Origin of the sequence: Janthinobacterium sp. J1-1 (assembly GCF_030944405.1) — a bacterium.
GTDB lineage: Bacteria > Pseudomonadota > Gammaproteobacteria > Burkholderiales > Burkholderiaceae_D > Janthinobacterium.
The window spans coordinates 1327082-1350205 of the sequence record NZ_CP132339.1; the positions used below are offsets into that span (position 1 = coordinate 1327082).

General features: G+C 59.5%; 16 protein-coding genes, 2 tRNA genes and 2 rRNA genes. 15 read left to right on the top strand and 5 right to left on the bottom strand.

The annotated features are described in order from the left end of the window. Positions 1-32 precede the first annotated feature (32 nt). From Q8L25_RS06000 to rrf, 4 genes are all read left to right on the top strand, one after another. Positions 33-109, top strand: a tRNA-Ile gene (locus Q8L25_RS06000). A gap of 17 nt (positions 110-126) precedes the next feature. Continuing rightward, positions 127-202: transfer RNA gene (locus Q8L25_RS06005), tRNA-Ala, on the top strand. 258 nt (positions 203-460) lie between these two features. Further along, positions 461-3336: ribosomal RNA gene (locus Q8L25_RS06010) — 23S ribosomal RNA — on the top strand. A gap of 138 nt (positions 3337-3474) precedes the next feature. After that, a 5S ribosomal RNA gene (rrf, locus tag Q8L25_RS06015) occupies positions 3475-3587 on the top strand. Between the two features lie 138 nt (positions 3588-3725). On the opposite strand, the gene Q8L25_RS06020 is transcribed toward rrf, so the two are convergent. Next, a complete protein-coding gene (locus Q8L25_RS06020; protein WP_374694291.1) occupies positions 3726-4286 on the bottom strand; it encodes an acyloxyacyl hydrolase in 561 nt (186 codons plus the stop codon). 150 nt (positions 4287-4436) lie between these two features. On the opposite strand from Q8L25_RS06020, the gene Q8L25_RS06025 reads away from it, so the two are divergent. Continuing rightward, positions 4437-5285 (top strand): NAD(P)-dependent oxidoreductase, encoded by an 849-nt coding sequence (locus Q8L25_RS06025; RefSeq protein ID WP_374694236.1) that lies wholly within the window; start codon positions 4437-4439, stop codon positions 5283-5285. A 6-nt stretch (positions 5286-5291) separates the two neighbouring features. Here the strand turns inward: Q8L25_RS06025 and Q8L25_RS06030 are convergent, their stop codons facing one another. Beyond that, positions 5292-6485, bottom strand: a complete 1194-nt coding sequence (locus tag Q8L25_RS06030) for a M20 aminoacylase family protein (protein ID WP_308924005.1) — start codon at positions 6483-6485, stop codon at positions 5292-5294. Positions 6486-6675: 190 nt separating this feature from the next. On the opposite strand from Q8L25_RS06030, the gene Q8L25_RS06035 reads away from it, so the two are divergent. The 4 genes from Q8L25_RS06035 (at position 6676) to Q8L25_RS06050 (ending at position 13494) form a co-directional block, all read left to right on the top strand. Beyond that, complete coding sequence (locus tag Q8L25_RS06035; RefSeq protein WP_308924006.1) at positions 6676-8751, top strand: molybdopterin oxidoreductase family protein; 2076 nt, start codon at positions 6676-6678, stop codon at positions 8749-8751. Between the two features lies 1 nt (position 8752). Next, positions 8753-9805: an aminopeptidase gene (locus Q8L25_RS06040; RefSeq protein ID WP_308924007.1), complete on the top strand. Its 1053-nt coding sequence runs from the start codon at positions 8753-8755 to the stop codon at positions 9803-9805. Between the two features lie 269 nt (positions 9806-10074). After that, positions 10075-11757 carry a long-chain fatty acid--CoA ligase gene (locus Q8L25_RS06045; protein WP_308924008.1) on the top strand — a complete coding sequence of 561 codons (1683 nt, stop codon included), beginning with the start codon at positions 10075-10077 and terminating at the stop codon, positions 11755-11757. Between the two features lie 54 nt (positions 11758-11811). Further along, positions 11812-13494, top strand: a complete 1683-nt coding sequence (locus Q8L25_RS06050; RefSeq protein ID WP_308924009.1) for a long-chain-fatty-acid--CoA ligase — start codon at positions 11812-11814, stop codon at positions 13492-13494. On the opposite strand, the gene Q8L25_RS06055 is transcribed toward Q8L25_RS06050, so the two are convergent. Then, on the bottom strand, positions 13491-14660 hold the full coding sequence (locus Q8L25_RS06055) for an acyltransferase family protein (protein WP_308924010.1): 1170 nt from the start codon (positions 14658-14660) through the stop codon (positions 13491-13493). The genes Q8L25_RS06050 and Q8L25_RS06055 overlap by 4 nt on opposite strands. A gap of 144 nt (positions 14661-14804) precedes the next feature. On the opposite strand from Q8L25_RS06055, the gene Q8L25_RS06060 reads away from it, so the two are divergent. After that, the gene (locus tag Q8L25_RS06060; protein ID WP_308924011.1) at positions 14805-15689 is read left to right on the top strand and encodes a LytTR family DNA-binding domain-containing protein; all 885 of its coding nucleotides are present in this window, start codon (positions 14805-14807) and stop codon (positions 15687-15689) included. Here the strand turns inward: Q8L25_RS06060 and Q8L25_RS06065 are convergent, their stop codons facing one another. After that, the gene (locus Q8L25_RS06065) at positions 15690-17282 is read right to left on the bottom strand and encodes an alkaline phosphatase D family protein (RefSeq protein WP_308924012.1); all 1593 of its coding nucleotides are present in this window, start codon (positions 17280-17282) and stop codon (positions 15690-15692) included. It lies immediately after the preceding gene. Between the two features lie 8 nt (positions 17283-17290). Next, positions 17291-17731 carry an acyl-CoA thioesterase gene (locus Q8L25_RS06070; RefSeq protein WP_308924013.1) on the bottom strand — a complete coding sequence of 147 codons (441 nt, stop codon included), beginning with the start codon at positions 17729-17731 and terminating at the stop codon, positions 17291-17293. Positions 17732-17792: 61 nt separating this feature from the next. Between Q8L25_RS06070 and Q8L25_RS06075 the strand changes: the two genes are divergently transcribed. From Q8L25_RS06075 to Q8L25_RS06095, 5 genes are all read left to right on the top strand, one after another. After that, the gene (locus tag Q8L25_RS06075) at positions 17793-19652 is read left to right on the top strand and encodes an ABC transporter ATP-binding protein/permease (protein ID WP_308924014.1); all 1860 of its coding nucleotides are present in this window, start codon (positions 17793-17795) and stop codon (positions 19650-19652) included. A gap of 205 nt (positions 19653-19857) precedes the next feature. Beyond that, positions 19858-20814 (top strand): amino acid ABC transporter substrate-binding protein, encoded by a 957-nt coding sequence (locus Q8L25_RS06080; protein ID WP_308924015.1) that lies wholly within the window; start codon positions 19858-19860, stop codon positions 20812-20814. Positions 20815-20914: 100 nt separating this feature from the next. After that, positions 20915-21664 carry an amino acid ABC transporter permease gene (locus Q8L25_RS06085; RefSeq protein WP_308924016.1) on the top strand — a complete coding sequence of 250 codons (750 nt, stop codon included), beginning with the start codon at positions 20915-20917 and terminating at the stop codon, positions 21662-21664. 1 nt (position 21665) lies between these two features. Further along, on the top strand, positions 21666-22358 hold the full coding sequence (locus Q8L25_RS06090; protein ID WP_308924017.1) for an ABC transporter permease subunit: 693 nt from the start codon (positions 21666-21668) through the stop codon (positions 22356-22358). Positions 22359-22397: 39 nt separating this feature from the next. Then, positions 22398-23123 (top strand): amino acid ABC transporter ATP-binding protein, encoded by a 726-nt coding sequence (locus Q8L25_RS06095; protein WP_308925662.1) that lies wholly within the window; start codon positions 22398-22400, stop codon positions 23121-23123. Position 23124: the final 1 nt, after the last annotated feature.

Below are 23124 nucleotides of genomic sequence, written 5' to 3' on the forward strand. Positions count from 1 at the left end.
TTATCGGCTGTTAATAAAGAAGAACAGCATTTGGGGCTGTAGCTCAGCTGGTTAGAGCACCGTGTTGATAACGCGGGGGTCGTTGGTTCGAGTCCAACCAGCCCTACCAGTTTCTGTAGTATCTCAGGGGGATTAGCTCAGCTGGGAGAGCACCTGCTTTGCAAGCAGGGGGTCGTCGGTTCGATCCCGTCATCCTCCACCAAGACTTTGAAAGTGCAAACGTAAGCCAGTCAACAAGACTGTGGTTTAGGTTTGATCTTTTAGCGATCATTGCTGTTTCGTTCTTTAACAATCTGGAAGAAGTAAAGATTATTTATTGATCAAGTCTATGCGTGCAGGAATGCATGAGGCGACTTGATGGGTAATGATTGTATGTATCAACAAACAAGCAACAACGTTGTACTTTCTTATCCCTGTAGCGCTCTTTGCTCACTTCGGTGAACAGAGGCTAACGTTATAGGGACAAGCGAATAAGTGCACATGGTGGATGCCTTGGCGATTACAGGCGATGAAGGACGTAGTAGCTTGCGATAAGCTGCGGGGAGTGAGCAAACACACTTTGATCCGCAGATTTCCGAATGGGGCAACCCACCCTTTTAGGGTATTGCATACTGAATACATAGGTATGCAAGGCGAACGCGGCGAACTGAAACATCTAAGTAGCTGCAGGAAAAGAAATCAACCGAGATTCCCAAAGTAGCGGCGAGCGAAATGGGAAGAGCCTGTACGTGATAGTCGGACCGATAACAGAATTCTCTGGAAATAGGAGCCATAGCGGGTGATAGCCCCGTATGTGAAATCGGACCGGTGGTACTAAGCGTACGACAAGTAGGGCGGGACACGTGACATCCTGTCTGAATATGGGGGGACCATCCTCCAAGGCTAAATACTCGTAATCGACCGATAGTGAACCAGTACCGTGAGGGAAAGGCGAAAAGAACCCCGGAAGGGGAGTGAAATAGATCCTGAAACCGTGTGCATACAAACAGTAGGAGCGGACTTGTTCCGTGACTGCGTACCTTTTGTATAATGGGTCAGCGACTTACATTCAGTGGCAAGGTTAACCATATAGGGAAGCCGTAGAGAAATCGAGTCCGAATAGGGCGATCAGTCGCTGGGTGTAGACCCGAAACCAAGTGATCTACTCATGGCCAGGATGAAGGTGCGGTAACACGCCCTGGAGGTCCGAACCCACTAATGTTGAAAAATTAGGGGATGAGCTGTGGGTAGGGGTGAAAGGCTAAACAAACTTGGAAATAGCTGGTTCTCTCCGAAAACTATTTAGGTAGTGCCTCAAGTATCACCATCGGGGGTAGAGCACTGTTATGGCTAGGGGGTCATTGCGACTTACCAACCCATTGCAAACTCCGAATACCGATGAGTGCGAGCTTGGGAGACAGACGTCGGGTGCTAACGTCCGGCGTCAAGAGGGAAACAACCCAGACCGCCAGCTAAGGTCCCAAAGATTGGCTAAGTGGAAAACGAAGTGGGAAGGCTAAAACAGTCAGGATGTTGGCTTAGAAGCAGCCATCATTTAAAGAAAGCGTAATAGCTCACTGATCGAGTCGTCCTGCGCGGAAGATGTAACGGGGCTAAGCCAGTCACCGAAGCTGCGGATATATAGCAATATATATGGTAGGAGAGCGTTCTGTAAGCCTGCGAAGGTGTCTTGTAAAGGATGCTGGAGGTATCAGAAGTGCGAATGCTGACATGAGTAGCGATAATGGGGGTGAAAAGCCTCCACGCCGTAAGCCCAAGGTTTCCTGTTCAACGTTCATCGGAGCAGGGTGAGTCGGCCCCTAAGGCGAGGCAGAGATGCGTAGCTGATGGGAAGCAGGTTAATATTCCTGCACCGTCGTATGATGCGATGGGGGGACGGATCGCGGAAGGTTGTCTGACTGTTGGAATAGTCAGTTTCTGTCTCATAGAAGGCGCTTAGGCAAATCCGGGCGCAGGATTCAAGGGGATGGGACGAGTGAACTTGTTCACGAAGCAATCGGAAGTGGTTCCAAGAAAAGCCTCTAAGCTTCAGTCATACGAGACCGTACCGCAAACCGACACAGGTGGGCGAGATGAGTATTCTAAGGCGCTTGAGAGAACTCGGGAGAAGGAACTCGGCAAATTGGTACCGTAACTTCGGGAAAAGGTACGCCCCGGTAGCTTGATTGGTTTACTCCATGAGGGTGAAAGGGTTGCAATAAACTGGTGGCTGCGACTGTTTAATAAAAACACAGCACTCTGCAAACACGAAAGTGGACGTATAGGGTGTGACGCCTGCCCGGTGCTGGAAGATTAAATGATGGGGTGCAAGCTCTTGATTGAAGTCCCAGTAAACGGCGGCCGTAACTATAACGGTCCTAAGGTAGCGAAATTCCTTGTCGGGTAAGTTCCGACCTGCACGAATGGCGTAACGATGGCCACACTGTCTCCTCCCGAGACTCAGCGAAGTTGAAATGTTTGTGATGATGCAATCTACCCGCGGCTAGACGGAAAGACCCCATGAACCTTTACTGTAGCTTTGCATTGGACTTTGAACCAATCTGTGTAGGATAGGTGGGAGGCTTTGAAGCGGGGACGCTAGTTCTCGTGGAGCCAACCTTGAAATACCACCCTGGTTTGTTTGAGGTTCTAACCTTGGTCCGTTATCCGGATCGGGGACAGTGCATGGTAGGCAGTTTGACTGGGGCGGTCTCCTCCTAAAGTGTAACGGAGGAGTTCGAAGGTACGCTAGATACGGTCGGACATCGTGTTGATAGTGCAATGGCATAAGCGTGCTTAACTGCGAGACTGACAAGTCGAGCAGGTACGAAAGTAGGACATAGTGATCCGGTGGTTCTGTATGGAAGGGCCATCGCTCAACGGATAAAAGGTACTCTGGGGATAACAGGCTGATTCCTCCCAAGAGTTCATATCGACGGGGGAGTTTGGCACCTCGATGTCGGCTCATCACATCCTGGGGCTGTAGCCGGTCCCAAGGGTATGGCTGTTCGCCATTTAAAGTGGTACGTGAGCTGGGTTTAAAACGTCGTGAGACAGTTTGGTCCCTATCTGCCGTGGGCGTTGGAAATTTGAAGGGGGCTGCTCCTAGTACGAGAGGACCGGAGTGGACGAACCTCTGGTGTACCGGTTGTCACGCCAGTGGCATTGCCGGGTAGCTAAGTTCGGAAGAGATAACCGCTGAAAGCATCTAAGCGGGAAACTTGCCTTGAGATGAGATTTCCCAGAGCCTTGAGCTCTTTGAAGGGTCGTTCGAGACCAGGACGTTGATAGGCTGGGTGTGGAAGTGCAGTAATGCATTAAGCTAACCAGTACTAATTGCCCGTACGGCTTGTCCCTATAACCTTAGCAGGTGCAGAGGATAAGACGGTACAACGTTGCGTGTGTGTTGATACGACATTCATTACCCTAATCTTTGCTTCTTCCAGATTCATGACGCTGCTGCCCAACCGGGAGCAACCGTCATTCCAAGTTATGCCTGATGACCATAGCAAGTTGGTCCCACCCCTTCCCATCCCGAACAGGACCGTGAAACAACTTTGCGCCGATGATAGTGCTGCAACCAGTGTGAAAGTAGGTTATCGTCAGGCTTGTTATTCGCAGTAAGAGAAAAACCCCGATCAGTGATGATCGGGGTTTTTTTTCGTCTGGTGGTTTCACGCCGCTCAATCAAAAGACGAAAAAAAGCCCTGCGCTGCGCGCAGGGCCTCGTCGTTTCAAGCAGCAGATCAGAAGTGGTACGCCACTTTGATCACGCCGTAGTTCACGCCGCTGTTTGGTTTCTTGTAGCCGCCATTTGAAAAGTGCTGGATCTTGGCGCTGACTTCCCATTTGTTGTCGAACACATAGCCGATGCCGGCATGGTCGCCAAACTGGAAGTGGGTCGACAGGCGGTCGTCGTCGTTGTCATACAGCTTCGACAGCATGTGCACGCCGATACCCGCTTCCGCATAGAAGCCCAGTTTATTCGTGTTTTCAAAGCGGAAGACGGGAGTGAAGCCCAGGTCCCACAGCCTTTGATGCTGGCCAGGAACATTGCGATAGCTTTTGCCATCCCAGCCGCCGATGCTTGCATCCCAGTAACCGCTCAGCTGGGTGCCGTTCGATACAAACCAGGCCTTGTCCCAGTTCGAGGTGACGCCGGCGCGCACCATCTGGATTTTGACGCCCTTGGCGTATTCGCCATACACGGAGTCGATCAGCTTGTCATCAGCGGCAAAGCTGGAAGTGGCAGCCATCAGCGCGGCGGCGGCCGCGACACAGGTGAGGAGATTCTTCTTGAAGAACATAGAGGCTTTCATCGTAAAATTGGCCGTTAGGCTTGTCTTGTTTGCACAGGCATGCGTCTTGCTGCCGTTTTCGCCACTCGATATTCAGAGGTTCAATTGACATTCTCTACAAAAATCGCATTTCTCGGTACTGGCCTGATGGGGGATCCAATGGTCCGGCGCCTGCTGCAGGCTGGTTATTCTGTCACAGTTTGGAATCGCACGCACAGCAAGGCCCAGCTATTGCGCGCGGCCGGGGCCGATGCACCTGAATCGCTGATGGATGCCGTCGCTGGCGCGCAGGTCGTGATCTCGATGCTGGAAGCGGGCCCTATCGTCGCGCACGTAATGCAGGACGCCTTGCCGGCCCTGGCGCCGGCGACGCTATGGGTCGACATGAGTTCCACTAAACAGGCTGAAGCACAACAATTCCACGCTGCGCTGCAGGCCGCCGGCCACGCATTCATCGATGCGCCCGTCTCGGGTGGCGTGGGTGGCGCGCAGGCCGGCAGCCTGGCCATCATGGCCGGCGGCAGCGCGGAAGATTACGCCAGGATGGAAGCGATATTAACGGTGATGGGCCGGCCGACCCTGGTGGGTCCTGCCGGCAGCGGCCAGGTCGCCAAGCTGTGCAATCAATTGATCGTCGGCGCCACCCTGAATATCGTGGCGGAAGCGTTGCTGCTGGCCCAGGCCGCTGGCGCCGATGCGGCGGCTGTGCGCACGGCGATACGCGGTGGTTTTGCCGAAAGCCGCATCCTGGAGGTGCATGGCCAGCGCATGCTGGAACGCAATTTCGTTGCCGGCGGCCAGGTGAAAAGCCAGGTCAAGGACATGCACAATATCCTGGCGGCGGCCGAGGCGGCCGATATCGCTCTGCCGCTAACCGAGCTGGTGACGCGGCGCTACGAGTCCATCGCCGAGACCCATGCGACGGCAGACCACGCCGCCGCCCTGCTGGCCCTGGAAGCCATCAATCCCGGCCAGCGGCTGGGGAATGGCCCGGATCAACTCAGCTGACGAAATTCAAGCGAGCGGCAAGCTGGTTTCGGCCAGCTTGACCCAGAAACTGGCGCCGATCGGCAGCAGGTTGTCATTGAAGTCATAACTGCCATTGTGCAGCACGCAAGGGCCCAGGCCGTGGCCGCCGTCGCGGTGATCGCCATCGCCATTGCCGATAAAGATGTAGCAGCCGGCTTTTTCCTGCAGGAAGAACGAGAAATCCTCGGCGCCCATGGTGGGCTCGACGTTGTCATTGACCTTGTCGGCGCCGACCACCTGTTTCATGACTTCCACGGCAAACGCGGTTTCCCTGGCGTGGTTGACCAGCGGCGGATAGTTGCGCTTGAAATTGAAGTCGACTTCGGCGCCAAAGGCGGCGGCCGTATGCACGGCGATGTCGCGCATGCGCTCTTCGATCAGGTCGAGCACTGGCGTGGTAAAGGTGCGCACGGTGCCGATCAGGCTGGCGTCGTCGGGGATCACATTGGTGGCGCTGCCGGCATGGATCTGCGTGATCGACAGCACGGCCGTATCGAGCGGGCTCTTGTTGCGGGTAATCACGGTTTGCCAGCTTTGCGCGATCTGCACCGCCACCATCACCGGGTCGATACCCTTGTGGGGCTGGGCCGCATGCGCGCCCTTGCCTTTGACGGTGACGTGAAATTCATTGCTCGATGCCATCATTGGTCCGGCCACCACGCTCAGCGTGCCGACGGCGGCGCCTGGCCAGTTGTGCATGCCGTAAATGGCTTCCATCGGGAATTGGGTGAACAGGCCGTCGGCGATCATTTCGCGCGCGCCGGCGCCGCCTTCTTCGGCCGGCTGGAAGATCACATACACGGTGCCGTCGAAATGGCGGTTGTGCGCCAGATGATGGGCGGCGCCCAGCAGCATGGCCGTGTGGCCGTCGTGGCCGCAGGCGTGCATCTTGCCGGGGTGGCGCGACGCATGTTCAAAGGTATTCATTTCCTGCATCGGCAGGGCGTCCATGTCGGCGCGGATGCCGATGGCGCGGTTCGAGGTGCCGTTCCGGATAATGCCGACCACGCCGGTGCGGCCCAGGCCGCGCACGACGGGGATGCCCCATTCGGCCAGCTTGGCGGCGACCACGTCGGAGGTGCGCTGTTCCTCGTAGCATAATTCCGGATGGGCGTGCAGATCGCGGCGGATACGTCGCAGCTCGGATTGAAACGCCAAGATGGGTTCAACTAGTTTCATCGTATTCTCCTGTAGATGCAGGCGCGCATCAGTGTACGGCACGCCGGGACGGGCACGTTTGATCGAAAACATGCGCGGGGTTGGGGCCATTGTAGCCCGTGTCCAGCTTGTAAATCCAGCGCACAGCTTGCTACCGGGGCGCCGGCTGGCTTACAGTATCGGCTTTCCCTGACGCTTTCTGGATTGCACCATGACCACCACACAAGTGCGCGCGACCTGCCCGCTCGATTGCCCCGATACCTGCGCCTTGCTGGTAACGGTGACCGACGGGGTAGCCACCGCAGTCAAGGGCGATCCCGAGCATCCGACCACGGCCGGCGTGCTGTGCACCAAGGTATCGCGCTTTACGGAACGCACCTACCATGCGGACCGGCTGTTGCATCCGCTGCGCCGGGTGGGAAAGAAGGGCGAAGGCAAGTTCGAGCGCATCAGCTGGGACGAGGCGCTGGACATTATCGCCGCGCGCCTGGCACCGATCGCGGCGCGCAATCCGCAGGCGATTTTGCCTTACAGCTATTGCGGCACCATGGGCCTGGTGCAGGGCGAATCGATGTCGTCGCGCTTTTTCAACCAGCTGGGCGCCTCCCTGCTGGACCGCACCATCTGCGCCTCGGCCGGCGCCACCGGCTACCGATATACGGTGGGCGCCAGCATCGGCACCGACATGGAACAGTTTCAGCATGCAAAGCTGATCATTATCTGGGGCGGCAATCCGATTGCGTCGAACCTGCATTTCTGGATGCGAGCCCAGGAAGCCAAGCGCAACGGCGCGACGCTGATCGCGATCGACCCCTATCGTTCGCTGACGGCCGAGAAATGCCAGCAGCATATTGCCCTGCTGCCCGGCACCGATGCGGCGCTGGCCCTGGGGCTGATGCATGTGCTGATCGCGGAAGACCTGGTCGACCACGACTATATCGACAACCATACCCTGGGCTACGAGCAACTGAAACAGCGCGCGCTGGAATGGACGCCCGAGCGCACGGCCGAGGTATGCGGCATCAGCGTGAGCGAAGTGGCGGACTTGGCGTGCCTGTATGGCCAGGCCTGCCGCAGCGGTGACGGTGTGGCGATCCGCGCCAACTACGGCGTGCAGCGGGTGCGTGGTGGCGGCATGGCGGTGCGCAATATCGCCTGCCTGCCGGCGCTGACGGGCGCCTGGCGCCATGCGGCCGGCGGCATGCAGCTGTCGAGCTCGGGTTCCTTCCCGGTCAACCGCAAGGCGCTGCAGCGGCCCGATCTGATGAAGGGCACGCCGCGCACCATCAACATGAGCACCATCGGCGACGATCTGCTGAAAGCAAGCTCGCCCGAGTTCGGCCCGCAGGTGGAAGCCGTGATCGTCTACAACTCGAATCCGCTGGCGGTGGCGCCCGAGTCGTCAAAAGTGGCGCAGGGTTTTGCGCGCGAGGATTTGTTCACGGTGGTGCTGGAACACTTCCAGACCGATACCGTCGACTATGCCGATATCGTGTTGCCGGCCACCACCCAGCTCGAACACGTCGATGCCCATTCGACCTATGGCCACCTGTACATGATGGCCAACAATGCCGCCGTGGCGCCGCTGGGCGAAGCCAAGGCCAATACGGAAATCTTCCGCCTGCTGGCGCAGCGCATGGGCTTTGACGATCCCTGCTTCCGGGACAGCGACGACGCGCTGGCGGCACAGGCGTTTGACGCCACCGACGCGCGTGCCGTGCATTTCGACTGGGAATCGCTGAAGCGGACCGGCTGGCAAAAGCTGGCGATGCCCGAGGCGCCGTTTGCCCACGGCGGTTTCCCCACGCCGTCAGGCAAATGCGAGTTTTACTCGCAGGCCATGCTGGACGCCGGTCTCGACCCGCTGCCCGCGTATATTGCGCCGTATGAGTCGCCGGCCAGCAATCCGACCCTGGCGGCGCGTTTTCCGCTGGCGATGATCTCGCCGCCGGCGCGCAATTTCCTCAATTCCACGTTTGTGAACGTGAAAAGCCTGCGCGCGGCCGAAGGCGAGCCGCACCTGGACATGCATCCCGAGGACTGTGCCGCGCGCGGTATCGCCGCCGGCGACATGGTGCGCATCTTCAATGACCGCGGCAGTTTCGTGGCCAAGGCGCGCGTGACGGACAAGGCGCGGCGCGGCCTGGTGGTGGGGTTGTCGGTGTGGTGGAAAAAGCTGGCCAGCGACGGCAAGAATGCCAATGAAGTGACCAGCCAGCGCCTGACCGACATGGGCCGCGCGCCGACCTTCTACGATACGCTGGTCGAAGTGGAAAAGGCCGCCTGACATGGCGCGCCTGCCCGCCACCGCAGTGCTGGGCATGTGCTTGCTGCTGGGCGGCTGCACGCAGCTGCGCTATTACACGCAAGCGGCGCAGGGGCAATATTCGCTGTGGTCGTCCGCGCGCCCGATCGATGCTTGGCTGAACGACCCGATCACCGAGCCGCGCCTGAAAGCGCGCCTGCAGAAGGCGCGGCAGATACGCCAGTTTGCCGTGACCGAACTGGGCCTGCCCGACAACGGCAGCTATAAAACCTATGCTGCCGTGCAACGCCCCTTCGTGCTGTGGAATGTGGTCGCCACGCCGGAACTGTCCCTGCAGCCGCTGCAATGGTGCTTCCCGATCGCCGGCTGCGTCACCTACCGCGGCTATTACGACAAGGACGAGGCGCAAGCCTATGCGGAGACTTTGCGTGCCCAGCATTACGATGTGCAGGTGGGGGGCGTGCCCGCCTATTCCACCCTGGGCTGGTTCGACGACCCGCTGCTGTCGACTTTTATCAACTACAACGACGCCGAACTGGCGCGCATGATCTTTCATGAGCTGGCGCACCAGGTGGTGTATGTGCCCGGTGACTCGGCCTTCAACGAATCGTTTGCCGTTGCCGTGGAAGAGGCCGGCGTGCAGCGCTGGCTGGCGCACGACGGCAATCAGGCGATGCAGGTGGCTTATCTGCAATATACAAACCGGCGCCACGATTTTTTGACCCTGCTGCGCAAGTACCGCGCGCAACTCGATCTGCTGTACCGGAGTGGCGCCAGCGATGCGGACAAGCGCGTGCGCAAGGCGCTGGTGTTTGCCGCTTTACAAGATGAGTACCAGGTATTGAAGCAGCACTGGGGTGGTTATGCCGGTTATGACCGCTGGTTCGAGCAGCCTTTGAGCAATGCCCACCTCGCTTCGGTCGCGACCTACGATCAATTTTTGCCGGCCTTCAAAAAATTGCTGGAAGAAAAAAAGAACTTTCGTGCTTTTTATGCTGCAGTGCACACAATGTCTCTGCTGGACCAGTCCGAGCGTCGCCAGCGTCTGCAGCACAGCCTGCCCCTTGAGCCTTAAAGATTGTCAGGTTTGCCAAGCTGCCAGTTCCTGCAACGCTGTATTTTCTATGCTGCATTGCAGCACAAAATACCCCTGGAGTTCCTGTTCTAATCCTGCTGAAAGCGCTTGCATGGAAGCCGTGCGCCCGATAGCATCGCGTTAGTAGCATGGAGCAATTGCTCTTCAGAATGCTCATCATGACTGCAGGACAACGTATCCGCAGCAGTAATCAGCGCCGGTCCAAGCACCCCGGCTCCCCCGTGATTATTCGAGACAAGAGGCACAGCATGGAAAAAATTTGGCTGAAGTCGTATCCGCCCGGCGTACCCGCCGACATCGATCCCGATCAATATCGTTCGCTGGTGCACTTGCTCGAAGAAGCGTTTACAAAATATGCGGATCGCAATGCCTATGTCTGCATGGACAAATTTTTGACCTATGCCGAACTCGATACCTATTCGCGCCAGCTGGGCGCCTTTCTGCAAAGCCGGGGCCTGAAAAAGGGTGCCAGGGTGGCGCTGATGATGCCCAATGTGCTGCAGTATCCGGTGGCGATCGCGGCCGTGCTGCGTGCCGGCTACACGGTGGTCAATGTCAATCCGCTGTACACGCCGCGCGAGCTGGAACACCAGCTCAACGACTCGGGCAGCGAAGCGATCATCGTGCTGGAAAACTTTGCCCATACGCTGGAGCAAGTGCTGGGCAAGACGGCCGTGAAACATGTCATCGTCGCCAGCATGGGCGAGATGCTCGGTGGCCTGAAGGGCGCCATCGTCAATTTCGTGGTGCGCAATGTCAAGAAGATGGTGCCCGCGTTTTCGCTGCCGAACGCCATGCGCTTCAAGAGCGCGCTGTCGCTCGGCAGCCGCATGAAACTCACGCCGGTCGAACTGCATATCAACGAGCCAGCTTTCCTGCAATATACGGGCGGCACCACCGGCGTGTCGAAAGGCGCCACGCTCAGCCACCGCAATGTGATCGCCAATGTGCTGCAGTCGGAAGCGTGGTCGTCGGCCGCGCTGGACCCGGACAACAAGGAGCAGATGACCATCGTGTGCGCCTTGCCGCTGTACCATATCTTTGCGCTGACGGCCTGCGCGCTGTGGGGCACGCGCGTCGGCGGCCTGAATATCCTGGTGCCGAACCCGCGCGATATCCCCGGCCTGATCAAGGAGCTGGGCAAGTACAAGTTCAACCTGCTGCCAGCGGTCAACACTTTATACAATGCGCTGGTGAATCACCCCGACTTTGCGCGCCTCGATTTCTCGGGCCTGAAGATCGCCAATGGCGGCGGCATGGCGGTGCAGAAATCGGTCAACGACAAGTGGCAGCAGGTGACGGGCGTGTCGATCATCGAAGGCTATGGCCTGTCGGAAACGTCCCCGGTCGCCACCTGCAACCGCGCCGACAGCACGGTGTTTTCCGGTACCATCGGCCTGCCGATTCCGTCGACCGAAATCGCCATCCTCGACGACGATGGCAATGAAGTGGCGCTGGGCCAGACCGGCGAAATCGCCATCCGCGGCCCGCAGGTGATGAGTGGCTATTGGAACCGTCCCGATGAAACGGCCAAGGTCATGACGGCGGACGGCTACTTCAAGTCGGGCGACGTGGGCATCATGGACGAACGCGGCTATGTGAAGATCGTCGACCGCAAGAAGGACATGATCCTGGTGTCCGGCTTCAATGTGTACCCGAACGAACTCGAAGGCGTGATCGCGGCCCACCCGGGCGTGCTCGAATGCGCGTGCGTGGGCGTGCCCGACGAACATTCGGGCGAAGCCGTGAAAGTGTTTGTGGTGCGCAAGGACCCGAACCTGACGGTGGAGACCCTGATGGCATATTGCAAGGAACAATTCACGGGCTACAAGCGGCCGAAATTCATCGAATTCAGGGATGAACTGCCTAAGACCAACGTCGGCAAGATTTTGCGCCGCGCCCTGCGCGACGAACAAAAAGTATCGGCTTAAAACACCGGGAGGCGCCAGGGCGGCGCGTCCCTTTACAGATAAAGATGAGGCAAGATGGACAAGATTTGGTTGAAGTCGTACCCGGACAGCGTTCCGCACGAGATCGATTGCACGCAATACCGTTCCGTGACGCATTTGCTGGAAGAGTCGTTCCAGAAATATGCGGATCGCAATGCTTTCGTGTGCATGGATAAATTCCTCACCTACCGCGAACTGGACAAATTGTCGCTGCAGATGGGCGCCTGGCTGCAAAGCAAGGGGCTGTCGCCTGGCGCGCGCGTGGCCATCATGCTGCCGAACGTGCTGCAGTATCCGGTGGCGATGGCGGCGATCCTGCGCGCAGGCTATACGGTGGTGAACGTCAACCCGCTGTACACGCCGCGCGAATTGCAGCACCAACTGGTCGACTCGGGCAGCGAAGCGATCATCGTGCTGGAAAATTTCGCCACCACGGTCGAACAGGTGCTGGCGCATACGCAGGTGAAACACGTGATCGTCGCCACCATGGGCGACTTGCTCGGTGGCCTGAAAGGCACCGTCGTCAATTTCGTGGTGCGTAAAATCAAGAAAATGGTGCCGGCCTTCCATCTGCCGGGCGCCATCGGCTTCAACAAGATGCTGGCCGAAGGCGCGCGCCTGAAGCTCAAACCCGTGCAGCAGGGCCATGACGATATCGTTTTCCTGCAATACACGGGCGGCACGACGGGCGTGTCGAAAGGCGCGATGCTGCTGCACCGTAACGTGATCGCCAATGTGCTGCAAAACGAGGCCTGGATTGCGCCGGTGATGACGAAAGAGATGCGCGCCACCTCGATGGGGTTCGTGTGCGCCTTGCCGCTGTATCACATCTATTCGCTGACGGTCAGCGCGCTGATGGGCATGCGCCTGGGCGGGCTGAACGTGCTGGTGCCGAACCCGCGCGACATTCCCGGTTTTGTGAAGGAACTGGCCAAGTACAAGATCGTCGTCTTCCCGGCCGTTAATACCTTGTATAACGCCTTGCTCAACAATGAAGAATTCGCCAAGCTCGATTTCTCCAGCTACAAAGTGTGCAACGGCGGCGGCATGGCCCTGCAGCGCAATGTGGCCGAACGCTGGCTGAAAGTGACCGGTTGCCCGCTGATCGAAGGCTATGGCATGTCGGAAACCTCGCCGGTGGTCACCGGCAACCGCGTCGACATCACCGAATTCACGGGCACCATCGGCATGCCGATTCCGTCGACCGATGTCACCATCATCGACGACGATGGCGTGGAAGTGCCGCTGGGCCAGCCTGGCGAGATCGCCGTGAAAGGCCCGCAAGTGATGGCCGGCTACTGGCAGCGCCCCGATGAAACGGCGAAATCGATGACGGCCGACGGCTACTTCAAGACCGGCGACGTCGGCATCATGGATGAGCGCGGCTATGTGCGCATCGTCGACCGCAAGAAGGACATGATCATCGTCTCGGGCTTCAATGTGTATCCGAACGAAGTGGAAGACGTGGTCGCGTCCTGCCCCGGTGTACTGGAGTGTGCCTGCATCGGCGTGCCGGATGGTAACTCGGGCGAGGCCGTGAAAGTGTTTGTGGTGCGCAAGGATCCGAACCTGACGGTGGAGCAGATCCGCGAACACTGCAAGCATGAACTGACGGCGTATAAAAAGCCGAAATACATCGAGTTCCGCGACGAATTGCCGAAGACGAATGTCGGCAAGATCCTGCGCCGTCAGTTGCGCGACGAAAAAAAGGTGGCTTAAGCAGCCGCCGACATGGCCGTGCCCGCCGCCAGATTTGGCCTGGCGGGCAGGCCAAAGCAGGGACGCAGCCAGTGCACCTTGCTGATGACCAGCGAGGTGAGTCCCCAGCAGATCGCCACCGTGCCCGCCAGGATCAAGAGGGGTTCGATCACCGGAGCCAGCCTCAAGGGCACCAGCCAGTAGGCCAGCAGCAAGATCGCGCTCTGGTGCAGGATATACCAGGGGTAGACGGCCTGGCGTGCCCATGGCAGCCAGGTAAATGGGCGGTTCAGCAGGGTGTGCGACCAGCCCAGGATGGCGCAAATCGCCAGCCACATGTACAGATTGCGCATCGGCCAGGAACCAAGCGATGCCCAGGTCAGCAGGTCTTCCGAATACACCAGGTCAAAGCCGAGATACACGGCAAACGCGCACGGTGCCATCAGCAGCGCGTGCCAGCGCAGCCGCGCCAGTTCCTGCCACACTCCCTTGTCATTGCCCAGCCACCAGCCATAGACGAACATGGTGAAATAGATGGCGTGCGCGTACCAGTCTTTTACCAATGCATGGGTTTCCGGATAGCGCAGCTTCAGGAAGACGGTGGCCGCCAGCGCCGGCAGGGCGGGCAAGACCAGCAGGCGCCAGCCGCGCAAGCCCGTGAACAGCGGCCTCATCTTGATGAGCAGCGGTTGCAGCGCCACCAGCACGATGGTGTACAGCAGCAGATACACCAGGTACCACAGATGATTCCAGGTAAAACTGGTTTTCCAGCCCGTAAAGGCGCCGGCCGGCCAGGCGTGGTGGCCAAAATAATCGAGCAGGAACTGCCCGTAGCCTGGCGCCACCAGGCCATTGCTGACGCCTTCGCAGTAGGGCTGCACGGGCACCACCACCAGCACGCCAAACAGCAGCGGCGGCAGCAGGCGCCGGACCCGGCGCCACAAAAAGGCGCCGCGCGACGACTGCGTCATCATGGCGCACGACACGCCGGAAATGATAAACACGATTTCCATGCGCCAGCGGTTGATGAAGACCATCGGAAAGTGCAGGGTCTCCGTCAAGTAGGTGCTTTTCATATGGAACTCGGCACCCGCCAGGTACAGCATGGCCGTGTGGTAGACGATCAGCAGGCTGAAGACAAGAAAACGCAAGGCGTCGATATCGTGACGGCGGGATGGCAGTGACATGGTTGGTGGCTCATGGTGATGGGATGAGCCAGCATAGGCAGCGTGGCCCGGGCCAACCAGCAAAAAGTGACGAACCGAAGGCTGCTTGTGACCAGTGGCGAACCCGGGACGGCCGGTGGATCGTACAATCAGGCAACTAATTTTATGTCTGCCACCATGAGCGTGTCTTCCACCGAGTTATTGCAACGTTATCAGCGCTGGCGCCGGATTGCCGAGCCGGGTTTCTGGATCGTCCTGTCTCTGCTGCAAACCTCGCTCAACTGCTGGATCAGCTGGCTCGATCGCGTCCGTACGCATGTCGATACGCCGTTCTGGGAAGTGGCGGTGTGGGAATGGAGCAGCAACCTGGTCTTGCTGGCGCTGGTCCCCGCGGTGATTTTTGCCAATCAGATGCGCACGCTGCAGCTGGTATTCCAGCGCCAGAACCTGCGCTGGCACCTGGCGGCGTCCATCGTCTACAGCCTGGTGCATGTGCTGGCGATGGTGGCCTTGCGCAAGCTGGTGTACTGGAGCCAGGGCGGCGACTACGATTTCGGCGACTGGTGGCAAGAATTCCCGTATGAATATATCAAGGATGTGCGCACTTACTTCTCAATCCTGCTGTTTGTCGCGTTTTACCAGTTGCTGCTGCGGCGCTGGCAGGGCGAAGCCACCTTGCTCGGCGAACCGGACCAAGGACCGGCGGTGGAGCCGGTCGAGCAACCCGAGCGGTTTTTGGTGCGCAAGCTGGGCAAGGATTTTTTGTTGCCGGCGGCGGAGATCGAATGGATACAGGCCTGGGGCAATTATGTGAACCTGCATGTGCGCGGCCACGACTATCCGCTGCGCTCGACCATGGCCGCCATCGAACGACGGCTGGACGGCAAGCGTTTTGTGCGCGTGCACCGCAGTTACATCGTCAACCTGGCTTTCGTGCACAGCATCGTGCCGCTCGAGTCGGGCGATGCGCGGGCCATGCTGACGACCGGTGGCGAGGTGGCCGTCAGCCGGCGCTACCGCGAAGCGCTGAAGCAAGTCTCGATGGCCTGATCAGCTTTCCTGCAAGCCGGCCTTGCCGTCCCTGACGGTAAAACTGGCCAGCGTGGCGATGCGGGACGCGCTGTCGCGCACATTGTCCAGGCCCTGGAAGCAGGTGGTGGTTTTCGTCGGCGTGAGCTCCATCAGCATATAGCCGCGCTTGTCGCTGCGGCCGTAGCGGATATGCGGATTCATCGCCACGTAGTCGTCGGTGCGCGACTGCGGGCGCGAACTGGACGTGATCGAGGTGCCGCAAAACTCGGTGGCCAGCAGCGGGTTGGCGCGCGAGACGGGCCGCATGGCGTCGCGGCTCAGCTCGGTCGCATAGAAAGTATGCACGTCGCCCGACAGCACCAGCGGATTGCGTGCGCCGCTGGCCTGCAGGGTGTCCAGCAACTGCTGGCGCGCCATCGGATAGCCATCCCAGCCGTCGGTCCAGATCCGTTCGTCGCCGGGCCGCGTGATCGGCACCTGGCTCGATTGCGCCATCAGGGTCTGCTGGGCCAGGATATTCCAGCGCGCCGGCGATTTTTCCAGCCCCTCCTGCAGCCACCGTTCCTGCGCGGAACCCAGCATGGTACGGTCCGGCTTCATCAAATCGGGGCAGCTGCGCGTGGTGACGGAATTCGAGCCGCCCCGGTTCGGTTTCGGGCAGGCGTGGTTGGCGCGGTACTGGCGGTCGTCGAGCACGTGAAAACGCGCCAGATGGCCCCAGTCGTAGCGCTGGTAGATGCGCATGTCGACAAAGCCACGCCGGCCCAGCGGCAGCAGGCGCAGCGGCATATGTTCATAAAAGGCCTGGTAGGCGGCCGCGCGGCGCTGCAAGAAGGTGGTGGTCAGCAGCTCGTCGCGCTCGTTGCCGTAGTCGTTGGCCACCTCATGGTCGTCCCAGGTGACAATCCACGGCGCCACCAGATGGGCGCCCTGCAGGTCCGTATCGCTTTTATATTGCGCATAGCGGGCGCGGTACTGCTCCAGGGTAAAACTCTCGTCGCGGCGCACGGCCCGCTGCGGGTGCTGCAATTGATAGGCGCCCCATTCATAGATATAGTCGCCCAGGAACGCGATCAGGTCGGGCGCGGCCGCGGCGATATGCCGATGCGCCGCATAGCTGCCGAATTCCCAGTGTTGGCACGAGGCCACCGCCAGTTTCAATGAGGCCGGCATGGAAGAGGGCACAGGTGCGGTGCGGGTGCGTCCGACGGGGCTGACGGCGTCGCCAAAGATAAAGCGGTACCAGTACCAGCGCCCGGGTGCCAGGCCCGTGACATCGACATGCACGCTGTGCGCCAGTTCTGGCGTGGCCACCGCCTGGCCCTTGGCAACGATGCGCCGGAACGCCTCATCGCCGGCCACTTCCCAGCGCACGCTCAAGGCGATGGCCGGCGTGGCGCCAGCTTGCAGCGGGTCGTAGTTGATGCGGGTCCACAGCACCACCGCGTCGGGCAGCGGCGAGCCGGAAGCGACGCCGAGCGCAAACGGATAGCCGGCGCCATTCAGGCGGGTGGCCGCGCTGGCGCCGGAGCCGGCCAGGGAACCGGCGGTGGCCGTCAGCGCGGCGAGGCGTGCAGCGCTGGCGAGAAAAATGCGGCGCTGGCTATCCATGGAATTGCTTATTGCGACAGCAAGGTTTCAATCGGCGGCACCTGGCGCGGCTTGCGGTCGGAATCGGTGGCGACATAGATCAGCGTGGCTTCCGTGACCTTCACGATGCACGCTTGCAGGCGGTTGCGCTCGGCATAGACTTCCACGTTGACGGTGATCGAGGTATTGCCGACCTTGACGATCTCGGCATAAAAAGACAGCAGATCGCCGACGAACACGGGATTTTTGAAGACGAAGGAATTGACGGCGATGGTCGCCACCCTGCCGTTGGCGCGCCGCGTGGCCGGCAGCGAGCCGGCGATATCGACTTGCGACATGATCCAGCCGCCGAACACGTCGCCGTAGACATTGGCGTCCGAAGGCGCGGGCATCATGCGCAGTTCGGGCATTTTTCCGGCGGGCAGGCCGGAGGCGAGGCAGTTGTCGGGGCGGGCGGGGGAGGTGCTCATCGTTTATTCTCATGAAAGGCTACAATTGTCCCGATTGAACCATAAAAAGCCGACTTTCGCCATGCGCCGCTCCCAGACTACCCCCCCACCTCGCCCGCCAGCCGCCGCCAGCCGCAGCGATTTTGCCACCCTGAAAACGCTGTTGCCCTACCTGTGGGTCTACAAATGGCGCGTGCTGCTGGCGCTGCTGTGCCTGGTGGGCGCCAAGCTGGCCAATGTGGGCGTGCCGCTGATCCTGAAAAAACTGGTCGACGCCATGACCATCACGGCGGCCCATCCGCAGGCGCTGCTGGTGCTGCCGGTCGCCCTGCTGGTGGCCTATGGCTTGCTGCGCGTGTCGACCACCCTGTTTACCGAATTGCGCGAATTTTTATTCGCCCGCGTCACGCAGCGCGCCGTGCGCACGATTGCGCTGCAGGTATTTCGCCACCTGCATGCGCTGTCGCTGCGCTTTCACCTGAACCGCCAGACGGGTGGCATGACGCGCGATATTGAACGCGGCACGCGCAGCGTCGGTTCGCTGATTTCCTACACCCTGTTCAATATCCTGCCGACCCTGGTGGAAATTACCCTGGTGCTGGTCTATCTGGTGCTGCATTACGACATCTGGTTTTCCATCATCACGGCGGTGGCGCTGGTGTCGTATATCGCGTTTACGGTGCTGGTGACGAACTGGCGCACGCACTTCCGCCGTACCATGAACGACCTCGATTCGAAGGCCAATACGAAAGCCATCGACTCGCTGATCAACTATGAAACCGTAAAATACTTCGGCAATGAGGACTACGAGGCGCGCCGCTATGACGAGGGCTTGCAGCGCTATGAATCGGCGGCCGTCAAGTCGCAAACCTCGCTGTCACTGCTGAATACGGGCCAGTCGCTGATCATCGCCACCGCCGTCACCTTGATCCTGTGGCGCGCCACGGTGGGCGTGATCGCCGGCACCATGACCCTGGGCGACCTGGTGCTGGTCAATGCCTTCATGATCCAGCTGTATATTCCGCTTAATTTCCTTGGCGTGATCTACCGCGAAATCAAGCAAAGCCTGGCCGACATGGAGCGGCTGTTTTCGCTGCTCGACGAGAACCGCGAAATCGCCGATACGCTTGAAGCAAAACCGCTGGCCACACAGGGCGCATCCGTGCGTTTTGCCCATGTCGATTTCAGCTACGAGACCAAGCGCCAGATCCTGTTCGACGTCGACTTCCAGATCGCCGCCGGCACCACCACGGCGGTGGTCGGCCATAGCGGTTCGGGCAAGTCGACCCTGTCGCGTTTGCTGTTCCGCTTCTATGAAGTCAACGGCGGCGCCATCACCATCGATGGCCAGGATTTGCGGGCCATCACCCAGGACAGCCTGCGCGCGGCGATCGGCATCGTGCCGCAGGATACGGTGCTGTTCAACGACACCATCGAATACAACATCGCCTATGGCAAGCCGGGCGCCAGCAAGGAGGCCATCGTGGCGGCGGCCAAGGCGGCGTCGATCCACGACTTTATCGAAAGCCTGCCGGACGGCTACGCGTCGATGGTGGGCGAGCGCGGGCTGAAACTGTCGGGCGGCGAAAAGCAGCGCGTGGCGATTGCCCGCACCCTGCTGAAAGACCCGGCGATTCTGATCTTCGACGAGGCCACCTCGGCGCTCGACTCGAAAGCGGAGCAGGCGATCCAGGCGCAGCTGAAAGACATCGCGAAAAACCGCACGACCCTGGTGATCGCGCACCGCTTGTCGACCGTGGCCGATGCGCAGCAGATCCTGGTGCTGGACCATGGCCGCATCGTCGAACGCGGCACGCACCCGCAGCTGCTGGCGGCGAACGGCCTGTATGCGCAGATGTGGCAACGCCAGCAGGCCGGCCAGCTAGAGGAAGAGGAAGCCGAGTCGCAGGGCGAGCCGGGTGAATTGAGCCTGGCCAAATAAGTGCGTCGCCGGAAAACAGTAGGATAAATGCTACAGCGATGGCACTTCGCTGGTGCGCGGCATCCCTATTCCGGTGAAACTGACTCTCAATCGAAGAAAAGGGCTGGTATGGCACTGAAAATGAAATAAAATTAATCCATTGGTGGCGTCTGCACCCCAGTTGTTTCGTCCAGGCCTGGCCTGGTTTGTCCGCTCAGGAGAATCCATGAAATTGACCAAAATTATCGCCACACTGCTCAGCGTCGGTGTCATCAGCAGCATGTCGCCAGCCCAGGCCCAGGAATTGACGGGTACCTTGGCCAAAATCAAAAAAGCCGGTTCCGTCACGCTCGGCGTGCGCGACGGCTCGGTGCCGTTTTCCTATCTGGATGACAAGCAGCAGTACCAGGGTTATTCCATCGACCTGTGCATGAAGGTCGTCACCGCCCTGCAAAAACACCTGGGCCTGAGCGAACTGAAAGTGGTGATGAGCCCTGTCACTTCGGCCAACCGCATCCCGCTGATGGCCAACGGCACCATCGACCTCGAATGCGGTTCGACCACCAACAACCTGGAACGCCAGCAGCAGGTGGCATTCGCGCCGACCATGTTCGTGATCGCCAACCGCGTGCTGGCCAAGAAATCGTCGAACATCAAGAGCCTGGAAGACTTGCGCGGCAAGACCCTGGTCGCCACCGCCGGCACCTCGACCGTCAAGCAGATGACGATTTTGAACAAGGAAAAAAACCTGGGCATGAATATCGCGATTGCCAAGGATCATCCTGAATCGTTCCTGATGCTGGAAACCGGGCGCGCCGTTGCCGAAGCGAATGATGACATCCTGCTCGCCTCGCAAGTGGCCAATTCGAAGAACCCGAACGACTACGAAATCACCAAGGAAGCGCTGTCGGTCGAACCGTACGGCATCATGATGCGCAAGGGCGACCCGGCCTTCAAGAAAGTGGTCGACGATGCCTTGATCCGTTTGTACAAGAGCGACGACATCAACCGCATTTATGCGAAATGGTTTACCTCGAATATTCCGCCTAAAAACATCAACCTGAATTTCCCGATGCCGCCGCAACTGAAGGCGGTCTTCGCGAAGCCGACCGACTCGGGCGACCCGGCGGCCTACGCGGCCGTGCCGGAAGCGCAGAAGACGTCGGACAAAAAGAAAAAATAACAGGACTGCGTGAAAAACCGGGAGGCGCAAGCCTCCCGTTTCATTTGCGTGCGGCGGCCAGCACTGGCCGCCGTTTGATGGCTGCATGGGAAGGATGAACATGAATTACAACTGGAATTGGCGCATCTTCTGGGAGACCTCTCCCGATGGTGTCGGCACGTACATGGACACCTTGTGGTCCGGCCTGACCTGGACCCTGGCGACCGCCGGCGCGGCCTGGATCATGGCCCTGATACTGGGCCTGGTGATCGGCACCATACGCACCCTGCCCAACAAATGGCTGGTCGGCGTGGCCAATGCCTATGTCGAACTGTTCCGCAACGTGCCGCTGCTGGTGCAGATGTTCCTGTGGTATTTCGTGATGCCGGAACTGCTGCCGGCCGAGCTGGGCGCCTGGGTCAAGTCGCTGCCGAACGCGCCCTTCGTCACGGCCGTGCTGTGCCTGGGCTTTTTCACCTCGTCGCGGGTGGCGGTGCAGGTCACGACCGGTATCGAAGCGCTGCCGCGCGGGCAAAAGCTGGCCGGCACGGCGCTGGGATTGACCCTGCCGCAAACCTACCGTTTCATTTTGCTGCCGATGGCCGCGCGCGTGATCATGCCGCCGCTGACCAGCGAATTTTTGAATATCATCAAGAACAGTTCGGTGGCTTTGACCATCGGCCTGGTCGAACTGACGGCCAGCGCGCGCGCCATCCAGGAGTTCTCGTTCCAGGTGTTCGAAGCGTTTTCGGCCGCCACCATCATCTATATCGCCGTCAACCTGCTGGTGGTGATCCTGATGGCGCTGATCGAGAGAAAGATCCGTATCCCCGGCTTCATCGTTGCCGGTTCCAAGTCGGGAGGACACTGACATGTTCGGTAATTTCGACTTCGATGTCATCTCGCGTTCCTGGGTCTATCTGTTCCAGGTGGGCATGCTGTTTACCCTGAAACTGACGGCGCTGGCGATGGTCGGCGGCATCGTGCTGGGCACCCTGCTGGCACTGATGCGCTTGTCCAGCAACCGCATTCTGTCGGGCGTGGCGTCGAGCTACGTCAACCTGATCCGCTCGATCCCGCTGGTGCTGGTGATTTTCTGGTTCTACTTCCTGGTGCCGTATATCGCGGCCTGGATCATCGGCGCCGAGGAGCCGGTCAAGGTGGGCGCGTTCTCGTCGGCCCTGATCACCTTCATCATGTTCGAAGCGGCCTATTACTGCGAGATCATGCGCAGCGGCATACAGTCGATTCCGCGCGGCCAGGTCTGGGCCGGCCAGGCGCTGGGCATGAATTATTACCAGACCATGGCCAATATCGTGCTGCCGCAGGCGTTCCGCAACATGATCCCGGTGCTGCTGACGCAAACCATCGTGCTGTTCCAGGACGTGTCGCTGGTGTACGTGCTGTCGATCCCCGATTTCGTCGGCGCCGCCTCGAAGATCGCCCAGCGCGATGGCCGCCTGGTGGAAATGTATGTGTTCGTGGCCGTCGTGTATTTCGTGCTGTGCTATGCCCTGTCGTTCCTGGTCAAGCGCCTGCAAAAGCGCGTCGCCATCATCCGTTAATCCTGGCAGCCCGGCGCTGACGTCTACAGAAAGAAAATGATGATTGAACTGAAAAATGTAAGCAAATGGTATGGCCAGTTCCAGGTCCTGACCGACTGCAGCACCGAAGTGTCGAAGGGCGACGTGATGGTCATCTGCGGCCCGTCCGGTTCCGGCAAGTCGACCCTGATCAAGACCGTCAATGGCCTCGAACCGATCCAGCAGGGGCAGATCATGGTCGACAATATCGCCGTCAACGATCCGAAGACCAATCTGTCGAAACTGCGCGCGCGCATCGGCATGGTGTTCCAGAACTTCGAGCTGTTTCCGCATCTGAGCATTCGCGAAAACCTGACCATCGGCCAGATCAAGGTGCTGGGCCGCAGCGCCGACGAAGCCAACGCCAAGGGCCTGAAATACCTGGACCGCGTGGGCCTGCTGTCGCAGCAGGACAAATTCCCCGGCCAGCTGTCTGGCGGCCAGCAGCAGCGCGTGGCGATCGCCCGCGCGCTGGCTATGGATCCGATCGCCATGCTGTTCGACGAGCCGACCTCGGCGCTCGACCCGGAAATGATCAACGAAGTGCTCGACGTGATGGTGGGCCTGGCGCAGGAAGGCATGACGATGATGGTCGTCACGCACGAGATGGGCTTTGCCAAGCGCGTGGCCAACCGCATCGTCTTCATGGACCAGGGCAAGATCATTGAAGACTGCAGCAAGGATGAGTTTTTCACCACCACGCGCTCGGACCGCGCGCGCGATTTCCTGGCGAAAATCATTCATTAAG

Excerpts from the sequence above, each read along its gene's own strand:
- Q8L25_RS06020 (WP_374694291.1), bottom strand. The coding sequence starts at position 4,286 with ATGTTCTTCAAGAAGAATCTCCTCACCTGTGTCGCGGCCGCCGCCGCG.
- Q8L25_RS06025 (WP_374694236.1), top strand. The coding sequence starts at position 4,437 with ATGGTCCGGCGCCTGCTGCAGGCTGGTTATTCTGTCACAGTTTGGAAT.
- Q8L25_RS06030 (WP_308924005.1), bottom strand. The coding sequence starts at position 6,485 with ATGAAACTAGTTGAACCCATCTTGGCGTTTCAATCCGAGCTGCGACGT.
- Q8L25_RS06035 (WP_308924006.1), top strand. The coding sequence starts at position 6,676 with ATGACCACCACACAAGTGCGCGCGACCTGCCCGCTCGATTGCCCCGAT.
- Q8L25_RS06040 (WP_308924007.1), top strand. The coding sequence starts at position 8,753 with ATGGCGCGCCTGCCCGCCACCGCAGTGCTGGGCATGTGCTTGCTGCTG.
- Q8L25_RS06045 (WP_308924008.1), top strand. The coding sequence starts at position 10,075 with ATGGAAAAAATTTGGCTGAAGTCGTATCCGCCCGGCGTACCCGCCGAC.
- Q8L25_RS06050 (WP_308924009.1), top strand. The coding sequence starts at position 11,812 with ATGGACAAGATTTGGTTGAAGTCGTACCCGGACAGCGTTCCGCACGAG.
- Q8L25_RS06055 (WP_308924010.1), bottom strand. The coding sequence starts at position 14,660 with ATGTCACTGCCATCCCGCCGTCACGATATCGACGCCTTGCGTTTTCTT.
- Q8L25_RS06060 (WP_308924011.1), top strand. The coding sequence starts at position 14,805 with ATGTCTGCCACCATGAGCGTGTCTTCCACCGAGTTATTGCAACGTTAT.
- Q8L25_RS06065 (WP_308924012.1), bottom strand. The coding sequence starts at position 17,282 with ATGGATAGCCAGCGCCGCATTTTTCTCGCCAGCGCTGCACGCCTCGCC.
- Q8L25_RS06070 (WP_308924013.1), bottom strand. The coding sequence starts at position 17,731 with ATGAGCACCTCCCCCGCCCGCCCCGACAACTGCCTCGCCTCCGGCCTG.
- Q8L25_RS06075 (WP_308924014.1), top strand. The coding sequence starts at position 17,793 with ATGCGCCGCTCCCAGACTACCCCCCCACCTCGCCCGCCAGCCGCCGCC.
- Q8L25_RS06080 (WP_308924015.1), top strand. The coding sequence starts at position 19,858 with ATGAAATTGACCAAAATTATCGCCACACTGCTCAGCGTCGGTGTCATC.
- Q8L25_RS06085 (WP_308924016.1), top strand. The coding sequence starts at position 20,915 with ATGAATTACAACTGGAATTGGCGCATCTTCTGGGAGACCTCTCCCGAT.
- Q8L25_RS06090 (WP_308924017.1), top strand. The coding sequence starts at position 21,666 with ATGTTCGGTAATTTCGACTTCGATGTCATCTCGCGTTCCTGGGTCTAT.
- Q8L25_RS06095 (WP_308925662.1), top strand. The coding sequence starts at position 22,398 with ATGATTGAACTGAAAAATGTAAGCAAATGGTATGGCCAGTTCCAGGTC.